Origin of the sequence: Dermabacter jinjuensis, from assembly GCF_902381725.1 — a bacterium.
GTDB lineage: Bacteria > Actinomycetota > Actinomycetes > Actinomycetales > Dermabacteraceae > Dermabacter > Dermabacter hominis.
Genome location: NZ_LR698963.1, coordinates 866,489 through 889,480 on the forward strand (window position 1 = coordinate 866,489; position 22,992 = coordinate 889,480).

17 protein-coding genes and 1 tRNA gene are annotated in these 22,992 nt (G+C 64.4%); 11 read left to right on the forward strand and 7 right to left on the reverse strand.

All coding sequences use genetic code 11. The annotated features are described in order from the left end of the window. Window positions 1-2 precede the first annotated feature (2 nt). The 6 genes from FXY94_RS03775 to upp form a co-directional block, all read right to left on the reverse strand. Window positions 3-1,634, reverse strand: a complete 1,632-nt coding sequence (locus FXY94_RS03775) for a serine hydrolase domain-containing protein (RefSeq protein ID WP_016663694.1) — start codon at window positions 1,632-1,634, stop codon at window positions 3-5. Further along, on the reverse strand, window positions 1,603-2,370 hold the full coding sequence (locus tag FXY94_RS03780; protein ID WP_016663695.1) for an SWIM zinc finger family protein: 768 nt from the start codon (window positions 2,368-2,370) through the stop codon (window positions 1,603-1,605). Before FXY94_RS03780 ends, FXY94_RS03775 begins: the two co-directional genes overlap by 32 nt. Further along, window positions 2,367-5,570: a DEAD/DEAH box helicase gene (locus FXY94_RS03785; RefSeq protein ID WP_016663696.1), complete on the reverse strand. Its 3,204-nt coding sequence runs from the start codon at window positions 5,568-5,570 to the stop codon at window positions 2,367-2,369. Before FXY94_RS03785 ends, FXY94_RS03780 begins: the two co-directional genes overlap by 4 nt. Continuing rightward, entirely contained in the window at window positions 5,531-7,039 is a 1,509-nt protein-coding gene (locus tag FXY94_RS03790) for a MinD/ParA family ATP-binding protein (RefSeq protein ID WP_016663697.1), read from the reverse strand. The genes FXY94_RS03785 and FXY94_RS03790 overlap by 40 nt, the downstream gene beginning before the upstream one ends. Before the next feature lie 432 nt (window positions 7,040-7,471). Further along, window positions 7,472-8,245, reverse strand: coding sequence for a winged helix-turn-helix domain-containing protein (locus FXY94_RS03795; protein ID WP_016663698.1), 774 nt, complete (start codon window positions 8,243-8,245; stop codon window positions 7,472-7,474). A 404-nt stretch (window positions 8,246-8,649) separates the two neighbouring features. Beyond that, window positions 8,650-9,288 carry a uracil phosphoribosyltransferase gene (gene upp, locus FXY94_RS03800; RefSeq protein ID WP_016663699.1) on the reverse strand — a complete coding sequence of 213 codons (639 nt, stop codon included), beginning with the start codon at window positions 9,286-9,288 and terminating at the stop codon, window positions 8,650-8,652. Window positions 9,289-9,358: 70 nt separating this feature from the next. On the opposite strand from upp, the gene FXY94_RS03805 reads away from it, so the two are divergent. The 5 genes from FXY94_RS03805 to FXY94_RS03825 all read left to right on the forward strand — a co-directional run bounded on the left by FXY94_RS03805 (window position 9,359) and on the right by FXY94_RS03825 (window position 14,925). Further along, on the forward strand, window positions 9,359-9,856 hold the full coding sequence (locus FXY94_RS03805) for a nucleoside deaminase (RefSeq protein ID WP_016663700.1): 498 nt from the start codon (window positions 9,359-9,361) through the stop codon (window positions 9,854-9,856). Between the two features lie 73 nt (window positions 9,857-9,929). Next, on the forward strand, window positions 9,930-12,104 hold the full coding sequence (locus tag FXY94_RS03810; protein ID WP_016663701.1) for a hypothetical protein: 2,175 nt from the start codon (window positions 9,930-9,932) through the stop codon (window positions 12,102-12,104). Window positions 12,105-12,203: 99 nt separating this feature from the next. Beyond that, window positions 12,204-13,217: a methionine ABC transporter ATP-binding protein gene (locus FXY94_RS03815; RefSeq protein ID WP_016663702.1), complete on the forward strand. Its 1,014-nt coding sequence runs from the start codon at window positions 12,204-12,206 to the stop codon at window positions 13,215-13,217. Beyond that, entirely contained in the window at window positions 13,214-13,918 is a 705-nt protein-coding gene (locus FXY94_RS03820) for a methionine ABC transporter permease (protein WP_016663703.1), read from the forward strand. The genes FXY94_RS03815 and FXY94_RS03820 overlap by 4 nt, the downstream gene beginning before the upstream one ends. 152 nt (window positions 13,919-14,070) lie before the next feature. Then, window positions 14,071-14,925 carry a MetQ/NlpA family ABC transporter substrate-binding protein gene (locus FXY94_RS03825; RefSeq protein ID WP_016663704.1) on the forward strand — a complete coding sequence of 285 codons (855 nt, stop codon included), beginning with the start codon at window positions 14,071-14,073 and terminating at the stop codon, window positions 14,923-14,925. A gap of 7 nt (window positions 14,926-14,932) precedes the next feature. Here FXY94_RS03825 and FXY94_RS03830 read toward each other — a convergent pair whose 3' ends face one another. After that, window positions 14,933-17,116 (reverse strand): S9 family peptidase, encoded by a 2,184-nt coding sequence (locus tag FXY94_RS03830; RefSeq protein WP_016663705.1) that lies wholly within the window; start codon window positions 17,114-17,116, stop codon window positions 14,933-14,935. A gap of 185 nt (window positions 17,117-17,301) precedes the next feature. On the opposite strand from FXY94_RS03830, the gene FXY94_RS03835 reads away from it, so the two are divergent. From FXY94_RS03835 to rbsK, 6 genes are all read left to right on the forward strand, one after another. Further along, window positions 17,302-17,392: transfer RNA gene (locus FXY94_RS03835), tRNA-Ser, on the forward strand. A gap of 101 nt (window positions 17,393-17,493) precedes the next feature. After that, complete coding sequence (locus tag FXY94_RS03840; protein ID WP_016663706.1) at window positions 17,494-18,495, forward strand: sugar-binding transcriptional regulator; 1,002 nt, start codon at window positions 17,494-17,496, stop codon at window positions 18,493-18,495. A gap of 82 nt (window positions 18,496-18,577) precedes the next feature. Continuing rightward, window positions 18,578-19,231: a deoxyribose-phosphate aldolase gene (deoC, locus tag FXY94_RS03845; protein WP_016663707.1), complete on the forward strand. Its 654-nt coding sequence runs from the start codon at window positions 18,578-18,580 to the stop codon at window positions 19,229-19,231. Between the two features lie 32 nt (window positions 19,232-19,263). Beyond that, entirely contained in the window at window positions 19,264-20,655 is a 1,392-nt protein-coding gene (gene fucP / locus FXY94_RS03850; RefSeq protein ID WP_016663708.1) for an L-fucose:H+ symporter permease, read from the forward strand. Then, window positions 20,652-21,704, forward strand: a complete 1,053-nt coding sequence (locus FXY94_RS03855; protein ID WP_016663709.1) for an aldose 1-epimerase family protein — start codon at window positions 20,652-20,654, stop codon at window positions 21,702-21,704. Before fucP ends, FXY94_RS03855 begins: the two co-directional genes overlap by 4 nt. Beyond that, window positions 21,701-22,660: a ribokinase gene (gene rbsK, locus FXY94_RS03860; RefSeq protein ID WP_016663710.1), complete on the forward strand. Its 960-nt coding sequence runs from the start codon at window positions 21,701-21,703 to the stop codon at window positions 22,658-22,660. Before FXY94_RS03855 ends, rbsK begins: the two co-directional genes overlap by 4 nt. Window positions 22,661-22,992: the final 332 nt, after the last annotated feature.

Consider the following 22,992-nt stretch of genomic DNA (forward strand, 5'->3'; position numbering starts at 1 on the left):
GCTCAGATTCCGATGGGTGCGGCGCCCGAGGCCTCGCCCTTGTCCTTCGACTCGCCCTTGATGTTGAGCGCCTGGATCTGGGAGTTCTTGCGCGGATCCATGAGCAGGTCGATGAGGACCTTCCCGCTTTCGCCCTCGAACGTGCACACCGCTTGGAACGGTGAAAGCACCTTCAGACTCGCCGCCTTCTCGAGCGTGAGGTCGGCGCGGCCGAGGCCGGCGATCCGCAGGGCTGCGTCACGCAGACGCACGCGTTCGGCGCGCGAGACGTCCTGATCCATGTTGGTCGCAAACAGCGCGAGAAGCGGGTCGCTTTCCTCGCTCACGCCCTGCTCGGCGCGGTTTGCGAGCACGGTGCGCGCCGAGCCGCTCGGCACGAGGGTCGTCGGCTGGCCTTCGAGCTCGACGTCGCGCAGCCACGCGAGAGCCTTCTCGAGGGCGTCGCGCGTGGTGGGCGCGAGTTCACGCTTCGGAGCTTCGACGAGTTCGGCCTGGTGGGTGCGGATCGCCTCGAGCGCGTCGAGGGAGCAGGGGATCGCGGGCGCGTACTTGGAGTTCGCGAGGGCGATCACGGTCAGGCCCGTGCCGCGCAGCCACACCATGTACGAGCCGTAGCCCGGGTATCCACCCGAGTGCGAGACGACGTCCCCTAGCTTCGGGAATTTCTCGACGACGAGACCGTAGCCGTAGCCGCGAACGCGACCGAAACCGTTTCCATCCTCGAGAACCGGCCACTCCTGGATGCGGTGGATCTCCTGCATTTCGCGGCGCGAAGCCGGCGAGAGCATCGCGCGCGAGTCGTCGCTGATGCCATCGGCGCCATGCACGCCCACCTCGGCGAGGAACGCCGTCCACTTTGCGACGTCGGCGACGGTTGAGAAGAGCCCCGCCATCGCGCCGAAGGCGCCGGGAGTGTCGAAATCGACCTCTTCGAAGCGCGTCGCGCCCTCACCATCGCCCACGCGGTGACCCGTGAGCACGCGCGAGCGCTGGTCATCGGTCATCTCCGCGAGCGAGAACACCGTGTCCTTCATCCCGAGCGGATCGATGAAGCGGCGGCGAATTTCGTCGCGGAAGCTCACGCCCGTGACCTCGTCGATCACGCGCCCGAGGAGCACAAAGCCGGTATTGGAGTATTCGAATCCGCAGCCGGGTTCGGCGATGAGCGAGAGGCCGCCGGCGATGTATTCATCGAACTCGTCGGTGCTCATCGACTCCTGCCTATCGCCCCACGGGTTATCGGTCACGAAGCCGGCCGACATCGTGAGGGCGTGACGAAGTGTGAGGGCGGGGGAATCCTCGCTAAAGGACCCGATGTGCGCGGCGGCAGGAACGTAAGTCGCGATCGGGTCGTCGAGGCGTAGCTTGCCCTCGTCACGAAGCGCGAGGATCGTCGCGGCCGTGAACGACTTCGTCATCGACGCAATGCGCGAGATTGAATCGACGCGAGGCGTGAATGCCCCCTCGGCCCTTTCGCCGGCCACGAGCGCGCTCGAGCCCGCGCCACCCGAGGCGAGCACCTCACCGCCCGACGCAATGCCCCACGCGACGCCCGCCATGCGGTGCTCCGCGACAGCCTTGTCAAAAATCGCCGCGACGGCGTCAATCGTCTCCTGTGTCAGCTCGTGAGCCATCGCCCTGGCCCCGTCCTTTCGTCTCGGTGTGCGGCACGTCGCCGCCTCTTTGTGCTTCAGCGTAGAACGCGGCCACGAGAGCCGCTGCCTCTTCGCCCATTGCTCTCACCAGTATCCCGGACTCGAGCCGCGCGGGATCAAAACGGGTGCGAGTTTCCACGTGGGGATCTGGTCCGACGGTTGCCGGGGGAGCGTCGGACGCTGCTTTTGTGAGGTGAAGCCTCTCCACGTCCAACCCCAGAAGGGCAAGGTAATCCGCCGGCGCCCGGTCGATGTGCTCGGTGAAGGCGACGGCGAGCGCCCACACGTGCTCGCACACGTCGGGCCAGCGCAGGCACGTGCAGCCGAAGGACAGGGGCAACTCCGCGCTCGGGAGGAGGGAGAGGCCTTCGCGATCGAGGGTGCGTTCGTCGGCGATGTCGTAGGTGCCTGCGAGCACGGCAAGGATCTCGTGCGGGTCGCGCTTGGCACGCGCGGCGAGAGCCTCGATGTCGTGAGGCAGACGCGGCCCGAAGTCGAGTTGCGGATGGGTGAGCGTGCCGTCGATCGCTGCGGTGACCTCTGCCTTCACGTGCCCGGGCGTCATGTCGAGCCATTGGACGGCGCCCGCGCGCGCGAGGCGCTTACCGGCCGCGAGCCGCGTGCGGCCGAGCTGCACCTCGGCCCGTGCGAGAAACTCGGTCGCGAGGAAGCTTTCGCCGATCGCACCACGCTTTGAGGTCATCTCGATGCTCATGGGCGTCTGTCCTTCCGCGCGTCGCCGAGAGCGACGATCTCGGCGAGTTTCTCATTGCTGAGTTCCGTGAGCCAGCCTTCGCCGGAGCGGACGGTGTGCTCTGCGAGCTCGAGCTTGGTGCGCAGCACATCGTCGATCTTCTCCTCGATCGTTCCGATCGAGATGAGCTTGTGGACGGAAACGTCCCGCGTTTGGCCGATGCGGAAGGCGCGGTCGGTGGCCTGGTTTTCGACGGCCGGATTCCACCAACGATCCAGGTGGATCACGTGATTCGCGGCCGTGAGAGTGATGCCGGTGCCGCCTGCGCGGAGCGAAAGGAGCATCGCCCCCGGGGTGCCGGGGGAGTTCTGGAACTCGCGCACCATCTCGTCGCGCTCGGCCTTCGAGATTCCACCGTGGAGGAACGGCACGCGAATCCCGAACGTGTTGTTCCAATGCTCGAGCATCGTGGGGGCAAACGCCGTGAACTGCGTGAAAATGAGGGCCTTCTCGCCGCTCGCGACGACAGATTCGAGGATCGTGTCGAGCCGCTCAAGCTTTCCGCTTCTGTGCTCGCCAGCGGCATCCAGGAGGGGCGAGCCGTCGCCGAGAAAATGCGCGGGATGCCCGAGGACCTGCTTCATTTTCATGATCGTGGTGCTCACGATCGTGCGGCGCCGGCGGTCGCGGGCGAGGGGGTCAGAAACTTTTGCGAGCTGCTCGAGCTCTTTCGTCATGTCCTCGACGAGCGCCTTGTAGAGCCCCGCCTGCTCTTCGGTGATATTGACGAGCTCGCGCTCCTCGCGCTTGTCGGGAAGATCCGAGATGATGCTTCGATCCGTTTTGACGCGCCGCAGGATGAAGGGGCGCGTCACAAGACTTAAGCGTTCCTGCACGGCCTGGTTGCCCTCGTTGATGGGCTTGACGAATCGCTCCTTGAAGGCGGCCTCGCTCGGCAGCAGCCCCGGCGTTGTGATCGAGAGGATCGAGTGGAGATCCGTGAGGTCGTTCTCGACGGGCGTGCCCGTGAGAGCAAGCCGCCGCCCCTCGGGCAGGGCCTTGACGGCCTGCGTGACGCCGGTGTCGTGATTCTTGACGTGCTGCGCCTCGTCGAGGATCACGCGGTGGAACTTCGCGGAGGCGAGGTCATCGAAGTCGCGTGCGACGAGCGCGTAGGTCGTGAGCGTGAGGTGGGAAGCGCGAGAGCGCTCGCGGAACGCCTCGCCGTGGAGTCGATCGGGGCCGTGGTGGATGTGCACGTCGAGGCTGGGGAGCCAGCGCTCAGCCTCGCGCTGCCAGCTACCGAGGACCGACATGGGACACACGAGAAGCGTGGGCCCGATCTGGGGGAGCTTCTCGCGTTCGCGCGCGAGGAACGCGAGGACCTGCATCGTTTTGCCGAGGCCCATGTCGTCGGCGAGGATCCCGCCGAGGCCGCGAGAGTCGAGGAACGTGAGCCAATCGAGGCCGCGCTTTTGATAGGGGCGGAGCGTCGCCTTGAGCGTACGCGGCGCGGGCAGGGCCGGTACGGAGACTTTATCGGCGCCGAAAAGGAGTTCGTCCCCATTGGCGCTCGTGGCCTCGACGCGCAGATTCAGATCGCTCAGGTCCTCGTGCGCGAGCAGGCTTCGGAACTGAACGTCGGAGAGTTTCTCGTGCCCGTCATCGCGCGGTTGCGTTGCGGCGGCGCGGCGGGCGCCCGCGAGGAAGGCCGTCGCGGCACGGAGCGTCGAGGAATCGAGGCGCACCCACTGCCCGCGGATGTTCACCAGTTCGCGCTGCTCTTCGAGGAGTTCCTCGAGCTCTTCGGGGCTCAGCATCGATTCCCCGACGGCGACCGAGAACTCAAACGACGCCATGGCACCCGAGAGTCCCACCGACTTTGTGGGGCGATTCTCGGGATCCTCCTGCGGCGTCGCCACCTTCGCGACCACGCTCACGGGCTGCTTCGTCCATTCACGCGGAAGCATCACCACGATGCCCTCGGTTTCGAGCACGACCGCATCGTCGGTGAGGAAGCGCGAAAGCTCCTTTGTGGAGAGGTTCCACGTGAGCCCTCCCGGCTCGGCGTGGATCGCCGCGAGAGTCGGGGAGAGTCGGTGCACGTGGGAGGCGTGTTCGAGTGCTCCCACACTCGTGAGGTCGCCCGCGTTGACGAGGTCGCCGAGCAGGTGCACGCGCCCCGAGGTTTCCGCGAGGCACACCTCGACCTGCCAGCGGGCGGCACTGGAGAACACTCGGAGTCCGACGGTCGCCGAGCCAGCGTCGTACCCCTTCTTTTGTGCCTCGCGCACGCGCACCGTGAGCCGCGGCCGCGCCTCGCTCAAGAGGACGCCGGTGAGCGCCGATTGGGCGAAATCATCGAGAGTTTTTCGCACGCGGCGATCGTTGACGGTGTCGAGCGCAAGAAGCGCGTCGCTGCCGTCGAGAGCATCGAGGAGCGCCGCGCCCACGGGGTCGAGCCCCGCGAGTTCCTCGGCGCCCGGGAGCTTTCCCGCCCGTTCGTGTTCCGTGCGCAGGCGCGTGAAGGCCACGCGCGCGTGGGCGTCGACGAGGTGTTCGAGAGCGGGATGAGCGGGAGAGGTGCCCACCGCGAGACCGGGGGCGAGGCGCCATCGCACGCGAGAAGTGTCGTGCGCGCTTTCAGGACCGGGAACGATGTCGCGCCGCTCGACGATGCGGCGCGCGTGCGAATCGAGATTGAGGACGGCGAGCGTCTCGGGGGCGAGAAGGATCCCCTCGCCGAGATCGAGGGAGCGACCCGCTTTAGCGAGTTCGTCCATGAGCTGCGTGATCCCGCTTTCGCTCGCATCGCGCGGCGTAGCCGAGGTGCGTGCGAGGTGGGCGATGCGCGCGCGCAGAGCCGTGGTGAGCTCAGCGAGGTGCGTGCTTTCGAGCGCGAGCGTGCGCACCTTCCTGCGGCGGCCGCGAAAGTCGACCTCGATGACGTGGCGCATGGGCCGCGCGAGCCACGCCCCAAGTGGTGCGAGCGCAGCGGGCCGCGTGCCTTCGGGAGAGAGCGCGGTGAGGGCGGGCTCGAGTGCGTCGAGGATGCTCGCGCGGCGCTCGGAGTCGGTCGCGTGGGCCCACAGGCTCACGCCGAGCGAGGCATCAGCGTGGAGGTGGAGCGTGCACGAGTGGAGGTCAGCCTCGCGGGTCGCGTGCGGGGCTCCAGTGGTGCTCAGAGTCCGTCGGCTACCGTCGCGGTTGCGTTCATCCACGCCTGACGCGTCTCCTTCGAGAGCTTGCCCCACTCGAGGCTTCCGCCATCCACGAAGTGCGGCTCGAACGGAACCTCAAGCACGGCACGAGTGTGCGCGCCGAAGTGATGCAGCAGGCGTTTGCGGAGCACGCGGTCGATCTTCCCGCGCGAGGAGTGCGACAGGATTGTGACCGCGTTCTCGACCTGCTTCTTGTGGCCCGTCATGCGGAGTTCATCGATCATCCACGCTGCCGCGTTGAAGGTGTCCTCTCGAACCGTCGAGACGATCACGAGCTGATCGGCGCCTTCGACGGCAGCCAGCCAGTTCGAGGCACGAACATTGTTGCCCGTGTCCACGACCTTGATGCGGTAGAAGCGCGAGAGCGTGTCGTTGAGGCGATTGAACGCATCACCATCGATCGACGCCGCTGATCCCGGATCCTCATCAGAGGCGAGGATGTCGAAGTTCATGTTGCCTTGCGGGCGCACGTACTTGTCGAGATCGGCAACGCGCGCATCCGTGCCCGCGAAGTGGTCGAGGTTATTGAGAAGGTCGAGCGCCGTGAGGTGGTGGTCGCTAGGGATGCCGCGCCAGCCCAGGGTGCCGCGCGTCTCGTTGTTATCCCATGCGAGCACGCTGCCGCCGCGGAACATGCCGAGGGTCGCGGCGAGCATGAGCACGCTCGTGGTCTTGTGGGCGCCGCCCTTGAGGTTCACGACCGCGATGTTCTTCGGCGCGTCGAGCCGCTTGCGGATCCGCTCGATCTGATCGAGTTCGCGGCGCTCCGCGCGCCCCGGGCCGGGCTTAATGAGACCGAAGGTGGCCTGGCGGACGAACTTGTTGAAGCCTCGCGTGGCGACCGGTTTGCGGTGGGCGTCGTTGCCCGCACGCAGGTCATCGAGCGTCGGCAGATCGTCCTTGGGAAGCTCGCGCTTCGGTGCCACAACGGGCTCGTGCGGTTGTGCCGTCGAGGAGGGTGTGAGCTCGTCGCCACCTGCGCGACGCGTGCCATTGAGGGCCTCGGGAGAGGACATCGAATCGGCGGCCGGGCGCTCCTCGGCGGCCGCGAGCCGCTTTTGCAGGTCGGCGAGGGCCGCAGCAGAGGCCGCGCTCGCGGAGCCGGGGGAGGAGGCGCTCGCGGGTCGCGGGGCGTTCCCGGAAGCCGGGCTCGTGGCGCTCAGCGCCGAATGGCGCCCGCGCTTTTGGCCCGAAGCGGCAGGCATTGCCGCGCTTGAGGCGTAAAGCGGCCGAGAATCCGCCTCGCGTGGCTGGATCCGGCCATTGGGCTCGACGCGAAGATTGTGGGTCGCCGGGCCGTCGAAAATGACGACGTCGATCGGTGATTCCTGCTTTCGCGCTTCCGCGACGAAGGCGTGCTTGATCGCAGTGCGCACCTCGTTCCTGCTCTCGCCTTCGATGCGTTCGGCGCGATCGGCGAACTGAATCGTGGCGTCCTTCGCCGAAACGATACGTGCGTGAGCAATCATGAAGGTCCTCGCTGGAAATGGGGGATGCTGACAAGGACGGTTGAGCGCCCTGGCTCCCCATCGTAACGGCCCGACCTTAAACGGTGGATGGCACGTGGATGCCGGCCCCCAATCCGCCCGTGGATAGTACTCGAATGTGGAGGGACTAACGAGGTTCACATTTGCCGCAAAGTGTTTTAGAGTTGGAGTACCGGCGTTGCCCGCTCCGCGGCACCCCGGTGCCGCAGGTGCGGCACATGTGCCGGAATATAGCTGCCGCACAGCGCTCACCCCCTTGCGCGTGCGGCCTGGCGATCGGATGTTCCCCCGAACCCGATCGCCGCTCCGCAGGGACCTCCCCCCTTTGTCCCGCGGAGCCAGCGGACGGACCGTGAGCCCCATTTGTGCGCGCTCCGGTCCGTTCGTGTGTTAATCGATTGGCCCGCGCTCCCGTTACCTCGCGCCGAGCAGCGCAACGTCGCTACCGAGCTCAAGCCTGTAACCCGAGCCTCGCACCGTCGAAATGAGCTTCCGGTAGCGGCCAAGCTTGTTGCGCACTCGGCGAATATGCACGTCAACTGTGCGTTCACCCGCATCGCTACCCGCCGAGCTCCACACCTCGCTCATGAGTTCGCCGCGCGAAACGATGCAGCGAGCATTGCGGGCAAGATGCGCGAGCAGTTCGAACTCGCGATGAGTGAGGTCCACATCCTCACCGTCGATCCTGACGCGTCGGCCGTAGAGGTCGATCACAAGAGACGGCTGAGCGGAGCGAGCGCCAGCAGCGCCCCCGGGAAGCGAAGGGCTCGCCGGGCTAAGAGCGCTCACGGGCCCGGGCGCGCTCACCGGGCTGACGAGGCGCGACTGGATCAGGCGCAGCCGCGCGGCCTCGGCATCGCGGCGGGCGGGAGCGTTCGGCGACACGACGCCGGCCTTGCGTGGGCGGAGAGCCTGAGGTTTGCCGGCGGGGCGCGGCGGGATGGAGGCGCTCGCGCTCTGGCCCGGCACGGCCGTGAAGCGGGTGGGGCGAGGCGAAGATTCCGACGTCACCTGAACGCGCGCGGTTCCACCCTTGGCAGTCGCGAGCGTGAGGGCGTGGGAGCGGAGCGAATCTGCGAGCAGCGTCGCTTCACGAGGGTCGCTCGAGGCGGGCAGGTCAACGGTGAGCGTGATACTCACCGTGCGGGTCGAGGTGGATGTTAGGGGGCGATCAACAGCAACTGTCATGGCGATTCTCCAGGATGCGGCGCCGCGCGGCGCGAAAAGAGTGGGAATCCGGGATCTCGCGGGGGAGTGAGATGAACTCGCGTGCGAGGCGTGCTCCCGGTGGGCACCTGGAGCCCACGCCCAGTGGCCGGCTCCTGTCAGCCGGCTTTCCGCAGTGCGCTTAGAGGCGCGGCTGACCCTGCATCATGGACATCGCCATGTCCATCATCATGCCGCGCATCATGAAACGGGAGACCGAAGCGGTCCCCTCGCTGATGCTCGATGCGGCATGGAGATTCATGCCACCAGTGTGAAACACGAATGGCGCCGGCGCAAGTGGGCGTTCACATACTGAAACACTTCGGTGGAGGAAGCACATGTGAACGCGCGCCGCGCCGGCGCCGTGCGGAAGGAAAATGCGAGGCCTAGTCGACGACCCCGAAGAGTCGATCGCCCGCGTCCCCAAGACCGGGAACGATGTAGTTCTTCTCGTTGAGCTTTTCGTCGATCGCCGCTGTCACGACCGTGATGTTGGCGCTCTTGTCGAGCTCGCGCTCCATGGTCTCAATGCCCTCGGGTGCCGAGAGGAGAGTGACACACGTGATGTCGCGCGCGCCCTTTTCGAGAAGGTAGTTCACGGACGCGATCAGGGTGTGGCCCGTCGCGAGCATCGGGTCGACGACGAAGCACTGGCGGCCCGTAAGGTCGTCGGGAAGGCGGTTCGCGTACGTGGTGACTTCGAGAGTTTCATCGTTGCGCACCATGCCGAGGAAGCCCACCTCGGCCGTCGGCAGCAGGCGAGTGATGCCATCGAGCATGCCGAGGCCCGCGCGGAGAATCGGCACGACCATGGGCTTTGGATCCGTGAGCTTACTGCCGATCGTCGTCGCGACCGGCGTCTCGACCTCAGCGGGTGCGACGGCGACATTGCGCGTCGCCTCGTAAGCGAGGAGAGTGACGAGCTCGTCGGCGAGCTGGCGGAAAACGGAACTCGGGGTGTTCTTGTCGCGGAGGACGGTGAGTTTGTGGGCAACGAGCGGGTGGTCAATGTTCAATACGCGCATGAGGCCAGCCTATTACGATGAGAGCCGATCCGCCGCGGCCCCAGGGCCCGAGACTGAAAGCGAGGCGAGCATGACACACCCGGTTCCCGAATTGGACCAGCTCATGCAGCCCGCGATCGACGAAGCGCGCGCCGCCTCAACGCCGCCGCGCCGTGACATTCCCATCGGCGCAGCCGTGTACGACGAAGAGGGAAGGCTCATTGCGAGCGCCGGCAACCGTCGGGAAGCGGACGAAGACCCAACCGCGCACGCCGAAATCCTCGCTCTGCGCGAAGCAGCCCGCGTTCGCGGCCGCTGGAACCTGACCGGCTGCACGCTCGCCGTCACCCTCGAACCTTGCACGATGTGCGCGGGAGCGATTGTCCTCGCTCGCATCGATCACCTCGTCGTCGGCGCAATGGATCCGAAAGCCGGGGCTGCCGGATCGCTCTACGATCTCGTTCGCGAGGAACGGCTCAACCATCGCGTGCGGCTCACGACTGGCGTGCGCGAGATTGAATGCGCACAGATGCTGCGCGGCTTCTTCCGCGACCTGCGCGAGCGGCGCAAGGGGCTGCGCGCAGGGTAGAAAGTCCCGTACGATGATGCACGTTACAGACGCACGGTGACCGTGCGTGTGCGCCCACGAGCAAGGACACGACATGACGAACACTCCGCATCAGGGACCGTCTCAGGGTTCCGGTTCAAGCGCTAACCCTGATTTTCCGCCTTCGGCACCGTCGGCCCCGCCGGCGCCGAACGCCCACCAGGCCTCCAGCCAAGCGCCCCAGTACCAGGCGCCCCAATTCCAGCAAGGCGGGCAGGGCCAGCAGCCTCAGTACACCCCGCAGGGCGCCCCGCAAGGCTTCCCGCAGAGCCAGCAGGCTTCGCAGAGTTTCCCGCCCAACGGGCAGTTCCAGCAGTCCCCGCAGAACCAGCAAGGTCAGCCCGGCCAGCAGGCTCCTCATCCCGGCAAACAGTTCGGCCAGGCCGCATCGTTCATCGGCAACCCGTTGCCGACGCTCGGCGCAGCTTTCGCCTCGTACGCGGCGGGGCTTATCGTTGCCGCGATCGTCGTGGGACTTCCTCTCCTCGGCTCGATGGTGCTGGACACGCCGAGCATTATTCCTGACCCGAAGGGCGGCCCCGCAGGAATGGCCGTCGCCGGTGAGATAAAGCCGGACACGCCAGAGTTTCTCTATATCCTCGGCGCGCCCTTCCAGGTAGTTTCGATGGCATTCCTCGGCTCGTACACGAGCCACGTCACCGTGAAGGGGAACCTGGGTGGGGAGGAAGACGCGGCCTTCTCCCTGTATTCGAGTCTGGGGCTCGTGCCCTTCCTCGTTCTTGCGGCTGTACTCGGCGGCGCTTTCTTCGCGGGTCGATTCATCGCGAAGCGCAAGCCGAACGAAGGCGCAGTTGCGATCTGGGTCCAGGCGGCGGCCTCGAGCTTCCTCGTGGCCACCATTTCCACCCTCCTCACATGGGCGCTTGCCGTGCGCGCGAGCGAGAAGGCCGACAGCTACGGCGTGAAGTACGAGATGAACATGAGCGTGCACGCCGCGGGCATCCTTCCGTTCCTCGCAATTCTCGTGCTTCTCACCCTTGCGCTCGTCGCGGGTCGCTATAGCGTTCGCGCCCTCCCGAAGAAGTGGCCGCTCGTGAGCGAATACCTCGATGCGGCAAAGCTCGCACTCCTCTACGCCGCGACAGCAGCCGTCGTTGGCCTCGTGTGCGCCGTGGCCGTTGTGCTCATTGCTGCCATCAATGAGGGGCACTTCGGTGACAGCCTCAAGATGCTCGTGATGCTCGTCCTCACCCTCCCGGCAACGCTCTTGACGGTGCTCTTCACCTACTTCGGCCTCGCGACCTTCTCGCCTGTGAACTACACCTTCGGTCTGGGTCCCTACGCTGGACTCCTGATTAGCCAGGATGGCGACATGGTTTCGGTGTTCACCCTCCCGCACTGGTGGATGATCGTCCCCGCGATCCCGTTCGTTTTCCTCCTGATGTTCGTGTTCGCGGGCGTGTGGGCGAAGTCCCGTCACCGCGTGCAGGGCAACACGCTCGCGACCGTGACCTCGTGGGCCGCACTTCCCGCGATGTTCTTCGTGCTGAGCGTCATCGGCATCATTTTCGCGACTCTCAACTCGAGCTACGACGCGAGCGGCGCACGCGACGTGCTTGAATCTGCAGGCCTCGCGAACTTCGAGGGCGAAGCGCACGCGGGCGTGAGCCTCGCGACGCCGTTCATCGCCGCAATCGTGGGCATCCTGATCGAGGTCATTTCCCGCTTTATCGCCCCGTTCTACTCAGCGTTTGTGCCCGCCGTTGTGGGCGGTTTCGTGCACAAGCAGCACGGTGCGAACGAGGAGTATCCCGCAACCGAGGTGCAGCAGAAAAAGGTTGACTTCGCTGCCCTCGCGACGAGCGTGCAGAACCAGACGCAGAACTTCGGGCAACAGGCCCAGCAGGGACAGACCAGCGCCCCGCAGCAGGGTTATCCGCAGCAGAATCAGGCTCCGCAGTACGGCCAGCAGCCGAGCGGGCAGGGTTACCCGCAGGGTCAGCCGAGTGTTCCGCATCAGGGTTATTCGCAGCAGAGCCAGGCTCCGCAGTACGGCCAGCAGCCGAGCGGGCAGGGTTACCCGCAGGGCCAGGCGAGTGCTCCGCAGCAGGGCTATTCGCAGCAGAGCCAGGCTCCGCAGTATGGCCAGCAGCCGAGCGGGCAGGGTCAGCCGAGTGCTCCTCAGGCGCCCGGATTCACACCCGAACAGGCCTACGGCTACGGGCAGCACGACCCGCAGGGTCAGCAGCAGCCGCCCCAGGGCCAGTAGGCGTCTGCGCGCCCCGGCCAAGGCCGGCACGTGTGAACTGTGTGTCCTTTCATGAACTGACATCTGCCTTCGTGCCGCGTTTCACGGATACTGGAGCGCGTGATCACACTTGACGGCCTTACGAAAGTCTTCCCCGGAACCGGCGGTGCCGAGGTTCGCGCCCTCGACGGCATCTCACTGAATGTCGCCGAAGGCGAGATCCACGGCATCGTCGGCCGCTCCGGCGCTGGTAAATCGACGCTGATTCGCTGCCTCACGGGGCTCGAAAAGCCCACGAGCGGGACCGTTCGGATCGGCGACACCGACATCGCCGCGCTCAACGGTCCTCAGCTGCGAACGGCCCGACGGAAGATCGGCATGGTCTTTCAGCACGCGAACCTGCTGGATTCGCGCACGGCCGCACGCAATATCGCGCACCCCCTCGAGATCGCCGGCTGGCCGCGCGCCGAGATTCGCGAACGCGTCGCGGAGCTCGTCACTCTCGTGGGACTCGAGGGCCGCGAAAACAACTACCCATCTCAGCTCTCCGGCGGGCAGATTCAGCGCGTCGGTATCGCACGCGGCCTCGCGGCACGACCCCAGGTGCTGCTGTGCGACGAACCCACGAGCGCACTCGATCCAGGAACGACCAGGCAGATTCTTGCGCTCATCAAGAACCTCAACCGCCGCCTCGGCATCACGGTCCTCCTCATCACCCACGAGATGAGCGCGGTACGCGAAATCTGCGACCACGTGACTCTCCTCGAGGACGGCGCGATCGTGCAGACTGGCACGCTCCTCGACGTCGCCTCCGACCCCTTCGGCCGACTCGCCAAAGAGCTCATTCCGCTCCCGCCGGCACCCACGGGTGTCGATGCGAAGATCGTCAACCTGGACTACGGAAAATCGCCGGTCGTCAACAACGTGAACGACATCGTGCGCTTCACCGAGGAGCACGACGCCCTCGCCGAGGTCGTCGCCGCGTCGATCGAAACCATCCAGGGGCAGCAGATCGGCCGCGTGCAGCTTGCGCTCCGCAATGCCGATAACAGTCCCATCAGTGCGCCGGGCTTCGCCAAGTTTGTGAAGGACTGCGCAGACAACAACATCGTCGCCGCGGAGGTGCAGCCGTGACCCAGTGGTTCCAGGAGTTTTTCTCCGACCCGATCTTTACCTCGACGAGCACGAATAACTCGCTGTGGATCAACACGGGTCTCACGATCTACATGGTCGCGTGGACCATGGCACTGAGCATCGTCATCGGCATTCCCCTGGGGATCGGCCTTTTTGAACTCTCGCGTGCCCACGGCCGCGTTGCCCGACTCGCCTATCAGGTGCTCGGCTTCATCGTGAACGTGCTGCGCAGCTTCCCCTTCGTCATCCTCATCATCGCCCTCCTGCCACTCGCGAAGGCGATCGTCGGGCGAGGAACGGGGCCAAACGCCGCCATCATCTCCCTCACGATCGCCGCCGTTCCCTTCCTCGCGCGACTCGTTGAAACCGCGCTCAGGGAAATCCCGGCCGGCAAGCTCGAGGCAGTCGAGATGATGGGAGCCAGCCGATTCCAGGTGATCCGGCATGTGCTGCTCGCCGAAGCGCTTCCCGGCATCATCGCCGGCATCACCACGACAACGATCGGCGTGGTCGGCTACACCGCGATGGCGGGCACCGTCGGCGCCGGTGGCCTCGGTGACCTGGCCTTCCGCAAGGGGTACTTGAGCTACAACGACACGGTCATGATCACGACCGTCGTCGTCCTCGTCATCCTCGTCGTGATCGTTCAAGTCGTGGGGGACTGGGCGTCCCGGACGGTCGATCACCGGGCTAAGGGCTAGGCGCACGCGGGTTCACTGCGGGGCAGTCCGACGTCGGACCCGCTCTACCGATCCCGCCACGCACGTTGTTGTCACGAAACGTCACATTTCTCGCGCCAGGGACGTCGCCCGGTGCAGGCTAGTGCCACACGAGATCATCTAAGGAGACCATCATGACGAACCTCAACCGCCGTACCCTCCTCACCTCCGCCGCCGGACTCGCGGGCATTGGCTTGCTGAGCGCATGCGTGTCGAACTCCCCGGGCACCGGTGGGGAGAAGGGTGAATCGGGCGCCAACTCCGTGCTCAAGGTCGGGGCCTCACCCGTCCCTCACGCCGAGATTCTTCAGTATGTGAAGGATGAGCTCGCGAAAGACGCTGGGCTCGACATCGAGATCGTCGAATACACCGACTACATCCTGCCGAACAAGGACCTCGAGGCGGGCGACACCGACGCGAACTTCTACCAGACCCCGAACTTCCTCAAGAACGAGATTGAAGAAAACGGCTACAAGTTCACGGCCGGCAAGGGCGTGCACATCGAACCTCTTGGCCTGTACTCGGAGAAGGCGAAGAGTGTCGAGGAGATCGCCGAGGGCGGCGAGATCGCGCTCAACAGCGATCCCGCGAACACCGCGCGTGGCCTGAGGCTTCTCGAATCGGCGGGGCTCATCTCGCTCGGTGACGCCCCCGAGGACGCACTCGTCAAGCCCGAGGATGTCAAGGAGAACCCCAAGAACCTCAAGTTCACCGAGCTCGAGGGCGGTCAGATTCCCCGTTCGCTCGGCGACTTCGCCGCGGGTGTCATCAACGGAAACTTCGCGCTCGAGGCGGGGTTGAAGCCCAACAAGGATTCGCTTTTCCTTGAGCCGGGCGAGGACAGCCCCTACGCGAACCTCCTCGTATGGCGAAGCGAGGATGACGGTAACGAGCATCTCAAGAAGCTCGAAGAGCTCCTGCACTCGGCCGAGGTGAAGGCCTTCATCGAGAAGACCTACACCGACGGCTCCGTCATCCCCGCTTTCTAAGAGGGCGTTAGATCAGTTCGGTCGCCCCGAGCTGATCGAGTACGAAGGCGTATTCCTCGGCGCGCTGCTCCCACCGGGCGTAGCGCCCCGAGCGGCCACCGTGGCCGGCAACCATCTCGCACTTGAAGAGAACCGGGTGAGCGGGAATCGCCTCGCCGCCCTCGTAGTTGCGGGTCTCTTCGCGAAGGCGAGCCACCCACTTGGCGGGCTCGACATAAAACACGCGGATGTCGTTGAGACTCGTTGTCGCGAGGATGGCCGGGTACTGCACACTCTCGACGTTCTCGTAGGGCGAGTACTCCTTCATGTACTGGTACACCTCGGGATCGTCGAGCGGGTTGCCCCACTCTTCCCACTCGCCGACGGTGAGGGGGAGGCTCGGGTCGAGGATTGTCGTGAGAGCGTCCACGAACGGCACGCCCGCGAGAACCACGCGGAACGTTTCGGGGGAGAGGTTCGTTATCGCGCCCATGAGCAAGCCGCCCGCGCTGCGTCCTTCCGCGGCGATGCGGTTCTTGTCGAACCACCCTTCGCTCGCGAGGAACTGTGCGGATTCCACGAAATCACTGAACGTGTTCTTCTTTGCGAGCTTCTTGCCGTTCTCGTACCACTCACGGCCCATCTCGCCGCCGCCGCGGATGTGCGCGATGGCGACTACCACGCCGCGGTCCATGAGGCTCAGCCAGAACACCGAGAAAGTGGGATCGATCGGCACCTCGTAGCTTCCGTAGCCGTAGAGGAAGCCGGGGTTCGTGCCGTCGGGCTCAATATCGGCGCGTGCCATGAGCGAGATCGGGATCTTCGTGCCGTCGTGGGCCGTCGCCCACAGGCGCTTTTCTACGTACTTCGTGCGATCGAAGTTCGGTACAGGGGTTTCCTTGAGGATCTCCGGTTCGCCACCCGATGCGGGAATCTGCGCGACGGTCGTAGGCGTGAGCATCGAGTCGAGCGTGTAGCGGATCGTCTCCTCGTCCCAATTGCGATTGTGCGCGAGGTAGACGGCATCGAGTTCGCCGCCGTGCGAAATGTCAAAAGCGGAGGCAGTGTCCCAACCCGTGCTGCTCTCGGCACTTTGATCGCCGCTCACCTGATCGCGCTGCAGTACACGGACGGTCGGGAGACCCGCTGCGCGCATCGTGATCGCCACGTGGCTCTCGAAAGCGTCGGCCCCCTCGATGCGCTCGCCCTCTGCGGGGGCGAGGATCTCGCGCCAGGTTTCTTGCGCCTCGGCGCCGCTCGCGTCGAGCTCCTGGCGCGCAAGCGCGAAGCCCTTGTGGTCGCGGTTGTGAATGACGAGGTAGTGATCGTCCGCGTGCTCGACCGAGTACTCGACGCCTTCGACGCGACCCGCGACCGAGCGCGGTTCCTGAATCGGGCTTTCAAGGGAGGTCACGAGGGCCTCGCCGGTGACGCGTGAGGCCGTCTCGATGATGAGAGCCTTGCGGTTGCGGCTCGCGCCCGCGTAGGTGGTGAATTTCTCGTCGTCCTCGCGGAAAAGAAGGCGGTCTTCCGACGCTGGCTTGCCAATCTCGTGGACCCAGATTTCACACTGACGCCAGGCTTCATCATTCTTGGCGTAGACGATTTCCGAGCCGTCGAGGGAGAACGCGAGACCGTAGGCAACGTCCTTGACGGAATCGTCGATCACGTCGCCCGAAGCGAGGTCCACGATGCGAAGCGCATACACCTCGCCGCCAGAAGTATCCACGCTGTAGGCGAGGCGGTTCGATTCGTCGTTGAGGGTGATGCCGCCGAGCTGGAAAAACTCCGTGCCCTCCGAGAGTGCTTGTGCATCGAGATACACGTGCTCGCCGGGAAGCAGTTCGTCGTTTTCGGCATCGATGACGGGACGCTCGGGGCTATCCGCGAGGGCGATGCGGCTAAAGCGCGGGTAGTTGTCGCCCTCTCGCGTGCGCGAGATGTACCAGTAGTCCCCATCGCGAAACGGAACCGAGCTATCGGTCTCCTGCGTGTGGTTCTTGATCTCCGCGACGATCTGATCGCGGAGCGGGTGAAGCGGCTCGAGGATCTGATCAGCGTAGGCGTTTTCGGCGTTCAGATGGTCGAGGACCTCCTGGTTTTCCTTGTCGCGCAGCCAGTCAAAGTTATCGACGACCGTGTCGCCGTGATGCGTGCGCTCGATGGGCTTCTTCGCCGGTACCGGCGGCTTCATGAAAGTGTTGTCAGTCATAGGCACAACCTTATAGGGGCCTCAGCCGTCGGACCTGCGCGTTCCGAGCTGCGTACCGAGGGCCTTGCGCTCGTGCTCCTTCGGTGTCCGCTTCGCGAGTCGTTTCTCCCGCCTGTCACGTGACCTGCCTCCCACCAGGTAGCCTCAACTTTGACGCCAGGCGACGAATCGGTAAAGTGTTTCGCGGTAGCGTGTCCGAGCGGCCGAAGGTGCAACACTCGAAATGTTGTGTACGGCAACCCCGTACCGCGGGTTCAAATCCCGCCGCTACCGCCACGAAAACGAGCCGTAGCCTCAAGCTTTGGGGTTGCGGCTCGTTTGTTCTTCCGGCCCGGAGTGCGAGCGGCGGCTCGTGCGCGACAACGAGGTGGCGAGAAATGGCCAGAACCGATCGTCACGGTTTGACCGTGAGGGATCGACTCGCCCTCGATGCGGCCAAGCTCTACTATTCGGGACTTTCGCAAGCCGAAGTCGCCGAGCGTCTTTTCGTTAATCGCGCGACCGTGTCGAAGCTTCTCTCGACTGCCCGACGCAAGGGGCTCGTTCGTACGGTGATTCGAGATCCAAGGGAAATGGACACGGAACTGTACGGAGCGCTCAACGCCGCCTACGATCTCTCGAGCCTGCGCCTCGTGGTGCCGGTGGGCCGCGGTCCCATGGATAAACGCCATGCACTCGGTGTCGCGGGTGCCGAACTCCTCGAAGGGCTCGTGCAGGTCTCCGACACTCTCGGGATGTGGTGGTCGCAGACGACGTGCGAAGTTGCGCGCGGGTTCCGGCGCACGGCAACCCGGGGCGTGAGAATCGTGGGGCTCAACGGCAGCGACGATTCGGCGCACGACCTCGCGGCGTGGGAATCCGCCCGCGAGCACATTGAACGGGAGCTCGGGTGGGAGACCGTGGCCGCGCGCACCCCGCACATTTACTCGAGCCTCAGTGACAAGCTCGAGAGTGAGCGCACCCCCGAGGCGAGGGCGGTGCGCGCCGCCCAGAACGCGTGCCGCATCACCGTGTTTAGCACCAGCAGCGCGCACGCACTCATGGCGCGCCAGCCGGACACGCTGAGTGAAGACGAACGTGCGCGGATCGAGTGCACGTCCGTTGGGCACATATGCGGCCACTTCATCGATGCCGATGCGCGGATATGCGAGCCGATCGTCAATCAGCGAACCTCGGGTCTCCCGCTAGCAACGCTCCGCAACGTCGAGCAGAAAGTCCTCGTGGCCTGTGGGCCTGACAAGGTTGCCGCCATGGATGCGATCCTCGCCAACAGGTACGCGAACCACCTCGTGACCGACGTCGACACGGCACACGATCTTGTGCGCATGAGCGAGGACCGTCAGCGAACCCGCGCAGATTCGCCAATCGCCGAGCCTTAATGGCACAAATGTGCCAATTCAGCCTCCCGAACGGTGCGCGCGCGTCCCTAACCTAGTGCTCTCTTCACACAAAGGAGTGAGCATGACTACACCGAACCAGATTGTGGACCACACTCTCCTGGCCCCCACGGCAACGCCTGACGAAATCGAGGCTCTCTGCCGCGATGCGCGCGATAACCGCTTCTATTCGGTATGCGTGAGCCCCACCTACGTTGCACAAGCAGCGAGCCTGGTCGAGGGGAGTGACGTGCACGTGTGCACAGTCGTTGGCTTCCCCTCGGGCGCTCACACGAGCGCCGTGAAGGCCTACGAAACTCGCACCGCAGTCGACGACGGGGCTGACGAGATCGACATGGTCATGAACCTCGCATCCGCAAAAGCCCACGACTGGGCCGCGGTCGAGAACGACATTCGCGCAGTCGTCGAGGCGGCTCAGGGGCGAATCGTCAAAGTCATCCTTGAAACATGCGTCCTCGAGGACGACGAGATCGTCGCGGCGTGCGTCGCCGCGCGCGCTGCCGGCGCCGACTTCGTCAAGACCTCAACGGGATTCGCGGGCGGGGGAGCAACCACCCACGCGGTTCAACTCATGCGCGAGACCGTCGGACCCGACATGGGCGTCAAGGCCTCAGGCGGCATTCGCACAGCGGCAGACCTCGACGCGATGGTCGCCGCGGGCGCAACACGCATCGGATCCTCCGCAGGCGCCGCTCTCCTGACCGCGCAGGGCAACTAACACACCACAATTGACGAAAGAGGAGGTCACCGATGACTTCACCACAGACGACAAACGTCGACCAGGGGATTCCTAACACGAGCTGGGGGCTCATCAAAGATCCGACCCGACAGCTGCGCGACGGGTATCTGACGAAAACCCCAATCTTCCAATTCATTCTGCTGTCGATCTGCTTCCCCATGTGGGGCGCCGCGGCAAGCATGAACGACATCCTGATCACGCAATTCAAAGCCGTCTTCGACCTTTCGGACGTTGCCTCGGCATTCGTGCAGTCGGCGTTCTACGGCGGCTACTTTGTCATCGCGATTCCCGCTTCTCGCGTCATTCGACGCACCTCGTACAAGACCGGCCTCCTCATCGGCCTCACGGTGTACATCGCGGGTTGCATGCTCTTCTTCCCCGCGTCGACGATGGCGACATACACCGTGTTCCTTGCCTCGCTGTTCGCGATCGCCATCGGCCTTTCCTTCCTGGAGACGTCCGCCAACACCTATTCCTCGCTCATCGGCGATAGAAAACACGCGACGCTTCGCCTGAACATCTCCCAGACCTTCACCGCGCTGGGGTTCCTGTCGGGCGCCGTCATGGGCAAGTTCCTCGTCTTTGAAGACGGAGATGCTCTCCACAACCGCATCGCCGCCGCAGGCTCCGAAGCCGCGCGTATGGAGATCACCGAAGCCGCACTCGGTCGAACCCTCGGCCCCTACAAGATCATCCTCGCGATCCTCGTCGTCCTCGTCGTGCTTATTGCGATCACGCAGTACCCGCACTGCAAACCGCTCAATAGCGACGCGAAAGAGGCCGAAGCTTCCATCGGCGAAACACTCGCCTACCTGGTGAAGAACAAGATGTTCATCGGCGGCATCATCACCCAGTTCTTCTACGTTGGCATGCAGACCGCTCTGTGGTCGTTTACGATTCGACTCGCGCTCAATCTCGACCACTCGCTCAATGAGAAGACCGCCGCGAACTATTTGATCGCCACGTTTATCGCCTTCTTCATCGGCAAGATCATCGCCAACGTTCTCATGACCAAGATTAACGAGGACGTCGTGCTGCTCATCTACTCGGGCCTCGGCATGATCACGATCCTCTACATCGTTCTCGCGCCGAACTTCACGAGCGTCTACGCGGCGATCGTCGCCTCCGCACTCCTCGGTCCGGGCTGGGCAACGATCTACGCACGTAACCTCGACACGATCAAAGACAAGCGCTTCACCGAAACGGGCGGCGCCATCATCGTCATGTCGATCATCGGCGGCGCGGTCATTCCCGTCGTCCAGGGCTTCATTTCCGATTCGACGGGCTCGATGCGCTTCAGCTTCATCGTGAACTTCGTGTGCTTCCTCGCGATCTTCATCTACTTTGTTGCGCAGTACAGGTCTTCCCACAAGGAATCGCTCACGACGGAGGCAACGAAATGACCCTGACAATCCCGCTCAGCGAGGCGCAGTTTCCGCAGAGTCCGCACACCCTCTGCGCGAACGAGTCGTTCACCGTAGAAGCATTCCGCTACCCGAACGGCATCGCCTCCATCACCCTTCGAAACTCGCGAGGCTCGCTGGAGATCCTGCCGTTCATGGGCCAGATCATCTGGGGAGCCGAGTTCGACGGCATCGACCTCACGATGACCAACATGTTCGAGCAGCCCATGCCGGCACGCGAGATCGTGGACACCTACGGGTGCTTCGCTTTCCACTCCGGCCTGCTCGCTAACGGGTGCCCGAGCCCCGAGGACGACCATCCGCTGCACGGAGAATTCCCGTGCCTGCCGATGGCGAGTGCCCGCCTGGACATTGACGACGACGCTCTCTCGCTCGTCTCCGTCGGCGAATACGTCAAAGGTTTTGGGCATCACTACCGGGCGGAGCCTCGCGTGACACTGCGAAAGGACAGCGCGATCTTCGACATCGGCATGGCTGTCACGAACCTGTCTGCGTACCAACCGATGCCTCTCCAGTACATGTGCCACATGAACTACGCCTTCGTGCCGGAGGGGCAGATGTCGCAAAACCTCCCCGAGGGCGCCTTCAAGCTGAGGTCCACGGTTCCCGCACACGTGACACCGACCCCGGCATGGGAGGCCATTAACGCCAGCATCACGCGAGGGGACGTCGACGCAGACTCCTTGCACGGCGCCGAAGCCTTCGATCCAGAGATCGTGTACTTCGCTGACGACCTCGCGCAATACGGCGAACGTGTGTACTGCGAACTGGCATTGCCCTCCGGGCCTCGGTTCGCGACGGAATTTTCGAGCGAGGAGTTTTCCACGGCCACGCGGTGGATCCTCCATAATCCTGATCAGAAGGTCGCCGCCTTCGTGCTCCCCGGCACGTCTCGCCCGGAAGGCTTCAAGGCGGCACAGGCCCAGGGGACGCTCATCCAACTGGAAGCCGGACAAACGCGCGAATTCTGCGTGAGGACCGGGCTACTTGCCGAGAACGAAACACTTGACGAAGGAGAACTGTCGTGAGCATCGCTGTCGTGGGGTCGAACATGGTTGACCTCATCTCGTACATCGACCGCATGCCTGCCGAGGGCGAAACCGTCGAAGCCCCGAACTTCACAATGGGGTGCGGCGGTAAAGGTGCCAATCAAGCCGTTGCGTGCTCGCGGCTCGGCTCGAACGTCACCATGGTGACGAGGGTCGGCAACGACATCTTTGCCGAGAACACGATCCGGAATTTCCAGGACAACGGCATCGACACCACCCACGTGCTCACGACCGAGGCGACGAGTGGCGTGGCCCCAATCTTCGTTGATCCTGATTCGAAAAACTCGATCATCATCGTCAAAGGGGCGAACGCGCACCTGACCCCGCAAGACGTGGAGAATGCACGCGAGGACATTGCGAAGTGCAGCCTCATCATGCTTCAGCTCGAGATCGAGCTGGAGACCGTGTACTCCACGATCGAGCTCGGTAACGAACTCGGAATCCCCGTTCTCGTCAACCCCGCACCGGCATCCCCCGAGCTGCGCCTCGACAAGATCCGTGGGGCCGAGTTCGTCGTGCCGAACGAAACGGAGCTTTCGCTCCTGTCAGGTATGCCCGTCGACGACATGGACGATGTGCTGAAGGCTGCTCAGGTGCTCCTCAACGTCGGTATTCGCAACGTGATCGTGACCCTCGGCCGAAAGGGTGCCGTGTGGGTGCACGAGGGCGGCTCGACCTACGTTGACGGGCGTGCGGTTGGTGCAGTCGACACCACGGGTGCGGGTGATGCATTCATCGGGTGCTTCTCCCACTACTGGGTTGAAACCGGAGACATCGAATATGCCATGCGCATGGCGCGCCTGTATGCCTCCGACTCCGTGACGCGGCACGGCACTCAGACGTCCTACGCCACGGGGGAGGACTTCCGTGGCCGCCTGGCAAGTGACATCGCCGAGGTGAACCTTCCGGGCGCGGCCAACGAGAAGAAGGCGTAGCGACGAAGAACCCCTTCGTAAACCCGCGGGGACTACGGGCGGCCGGCTCGTAGTCCCCGTCTTTTATGTGACCTAAGGCCCTAAAACCGAGTCAAATGAGCGGCTTTTTGGGTTGTTTTATGGTGTGGGCCACGAGTTGGGGTGTGTGGTTTGCGTAGGGGTGGTGTGGGGCGTAGTGTTTTTCCTCGTTGCCCCGGAGGAATGTGGCGGGTGCTTGCTGGTTGTTGCTGGTGGGTGCGTGTGGTGTTTCTTGGTTGTTGGGCTGGGCTTTCGCTCTTGTTCGTGTTGCGGATCACGCGGCGTGGATTTGACGGGGTGGGTCTGGTTCGGTA

Coding starts and splice junctions, on each gene's coding strand:
- FXY94_RS03795 (WP_016663698.1), bottom strand. CDS start 8,245: ATGACAGTTGCTGTTGATCGCCCCCTAACATCCACCTCGACCCGCACG.
- FXY94_RS03775 (WP_016663694.1), bottom strand. CDS start 1,634: ATGGCTCACGAGCTGACACAGGAGACGATTGACGCCGTCGCGGCGATT.
- FXY94_RS03855 (WP_016663709.1), top strand. CDS start 20,652: ATGACCCTGACAATCCCGCTCAGCGAGGCGCAGTTTCCGCAGAGTCCG.
- FXY94_RS03810 (WP_016663701.1), top strand. CDS start 9,930: ATGACGAACACTCCGCATCAGGGACCGTCTCAGGGTTCCGGTTCAAGC.
- FXY94_RS03840 (WP_016663706.1), top strand. CDS start 17,494: ATGGCCAGAACCGATCGTCACGGTTTGACCGTGAGGGATCGACTCGCC.
- fucP (WP_016663708.1), top strand. CDS start 19,264: ATGACTTCACCACAGACGACAAACGTCGACCAGGGGATTCCTAACACG.
- upp (WP_016663699.1), bottom strand. CDS start 9,288: ATGCGCGTATTGAACATTGACCACCCGCTCGTTGCCCACAAACTCACC.
- FXY94_RS03830 (WP_016663705.1), bottom strand. CDS start 17,116: ATGACTGACAACACTTTCATGAAGCCGCCGGTACCGGCGAAGAAGCCC.
- FXY94_RS03790 (WP_016663697.1), bottom strand. CDS start 7,039: ATGATTGCTCACGCACGTATCGTTTCGGCGAAGGACGCCACGATTCAG.
- FXY94_RS03805 (WP_016663700.1), top strand. CDS start 9,359: ATGACACACCCGGTTCCCGAATTGGACCAGCTCATGCAGCCCGCGATC.
- FXY94_RS03780 (WP_016663695.1), bottom strand. CDS start 2,370: ATGAGCATCGAGATGACCTCAAAGCGTGGTGCGATCGGCGAAAGCTTC.
- FXY94_RS03825 (WP_016663704.1), top strand. CDS start 14,071: ATGACGAACCTCAACCGCCGTACCCTCCTCACCTCCGCCGCCGGACTC.
- deoC (WP_016663707.1), top strand. CDS start 18,578: ATGACTACACCGAACCAGATTGTGGACCACACTCTCCTGGCCCCCACG.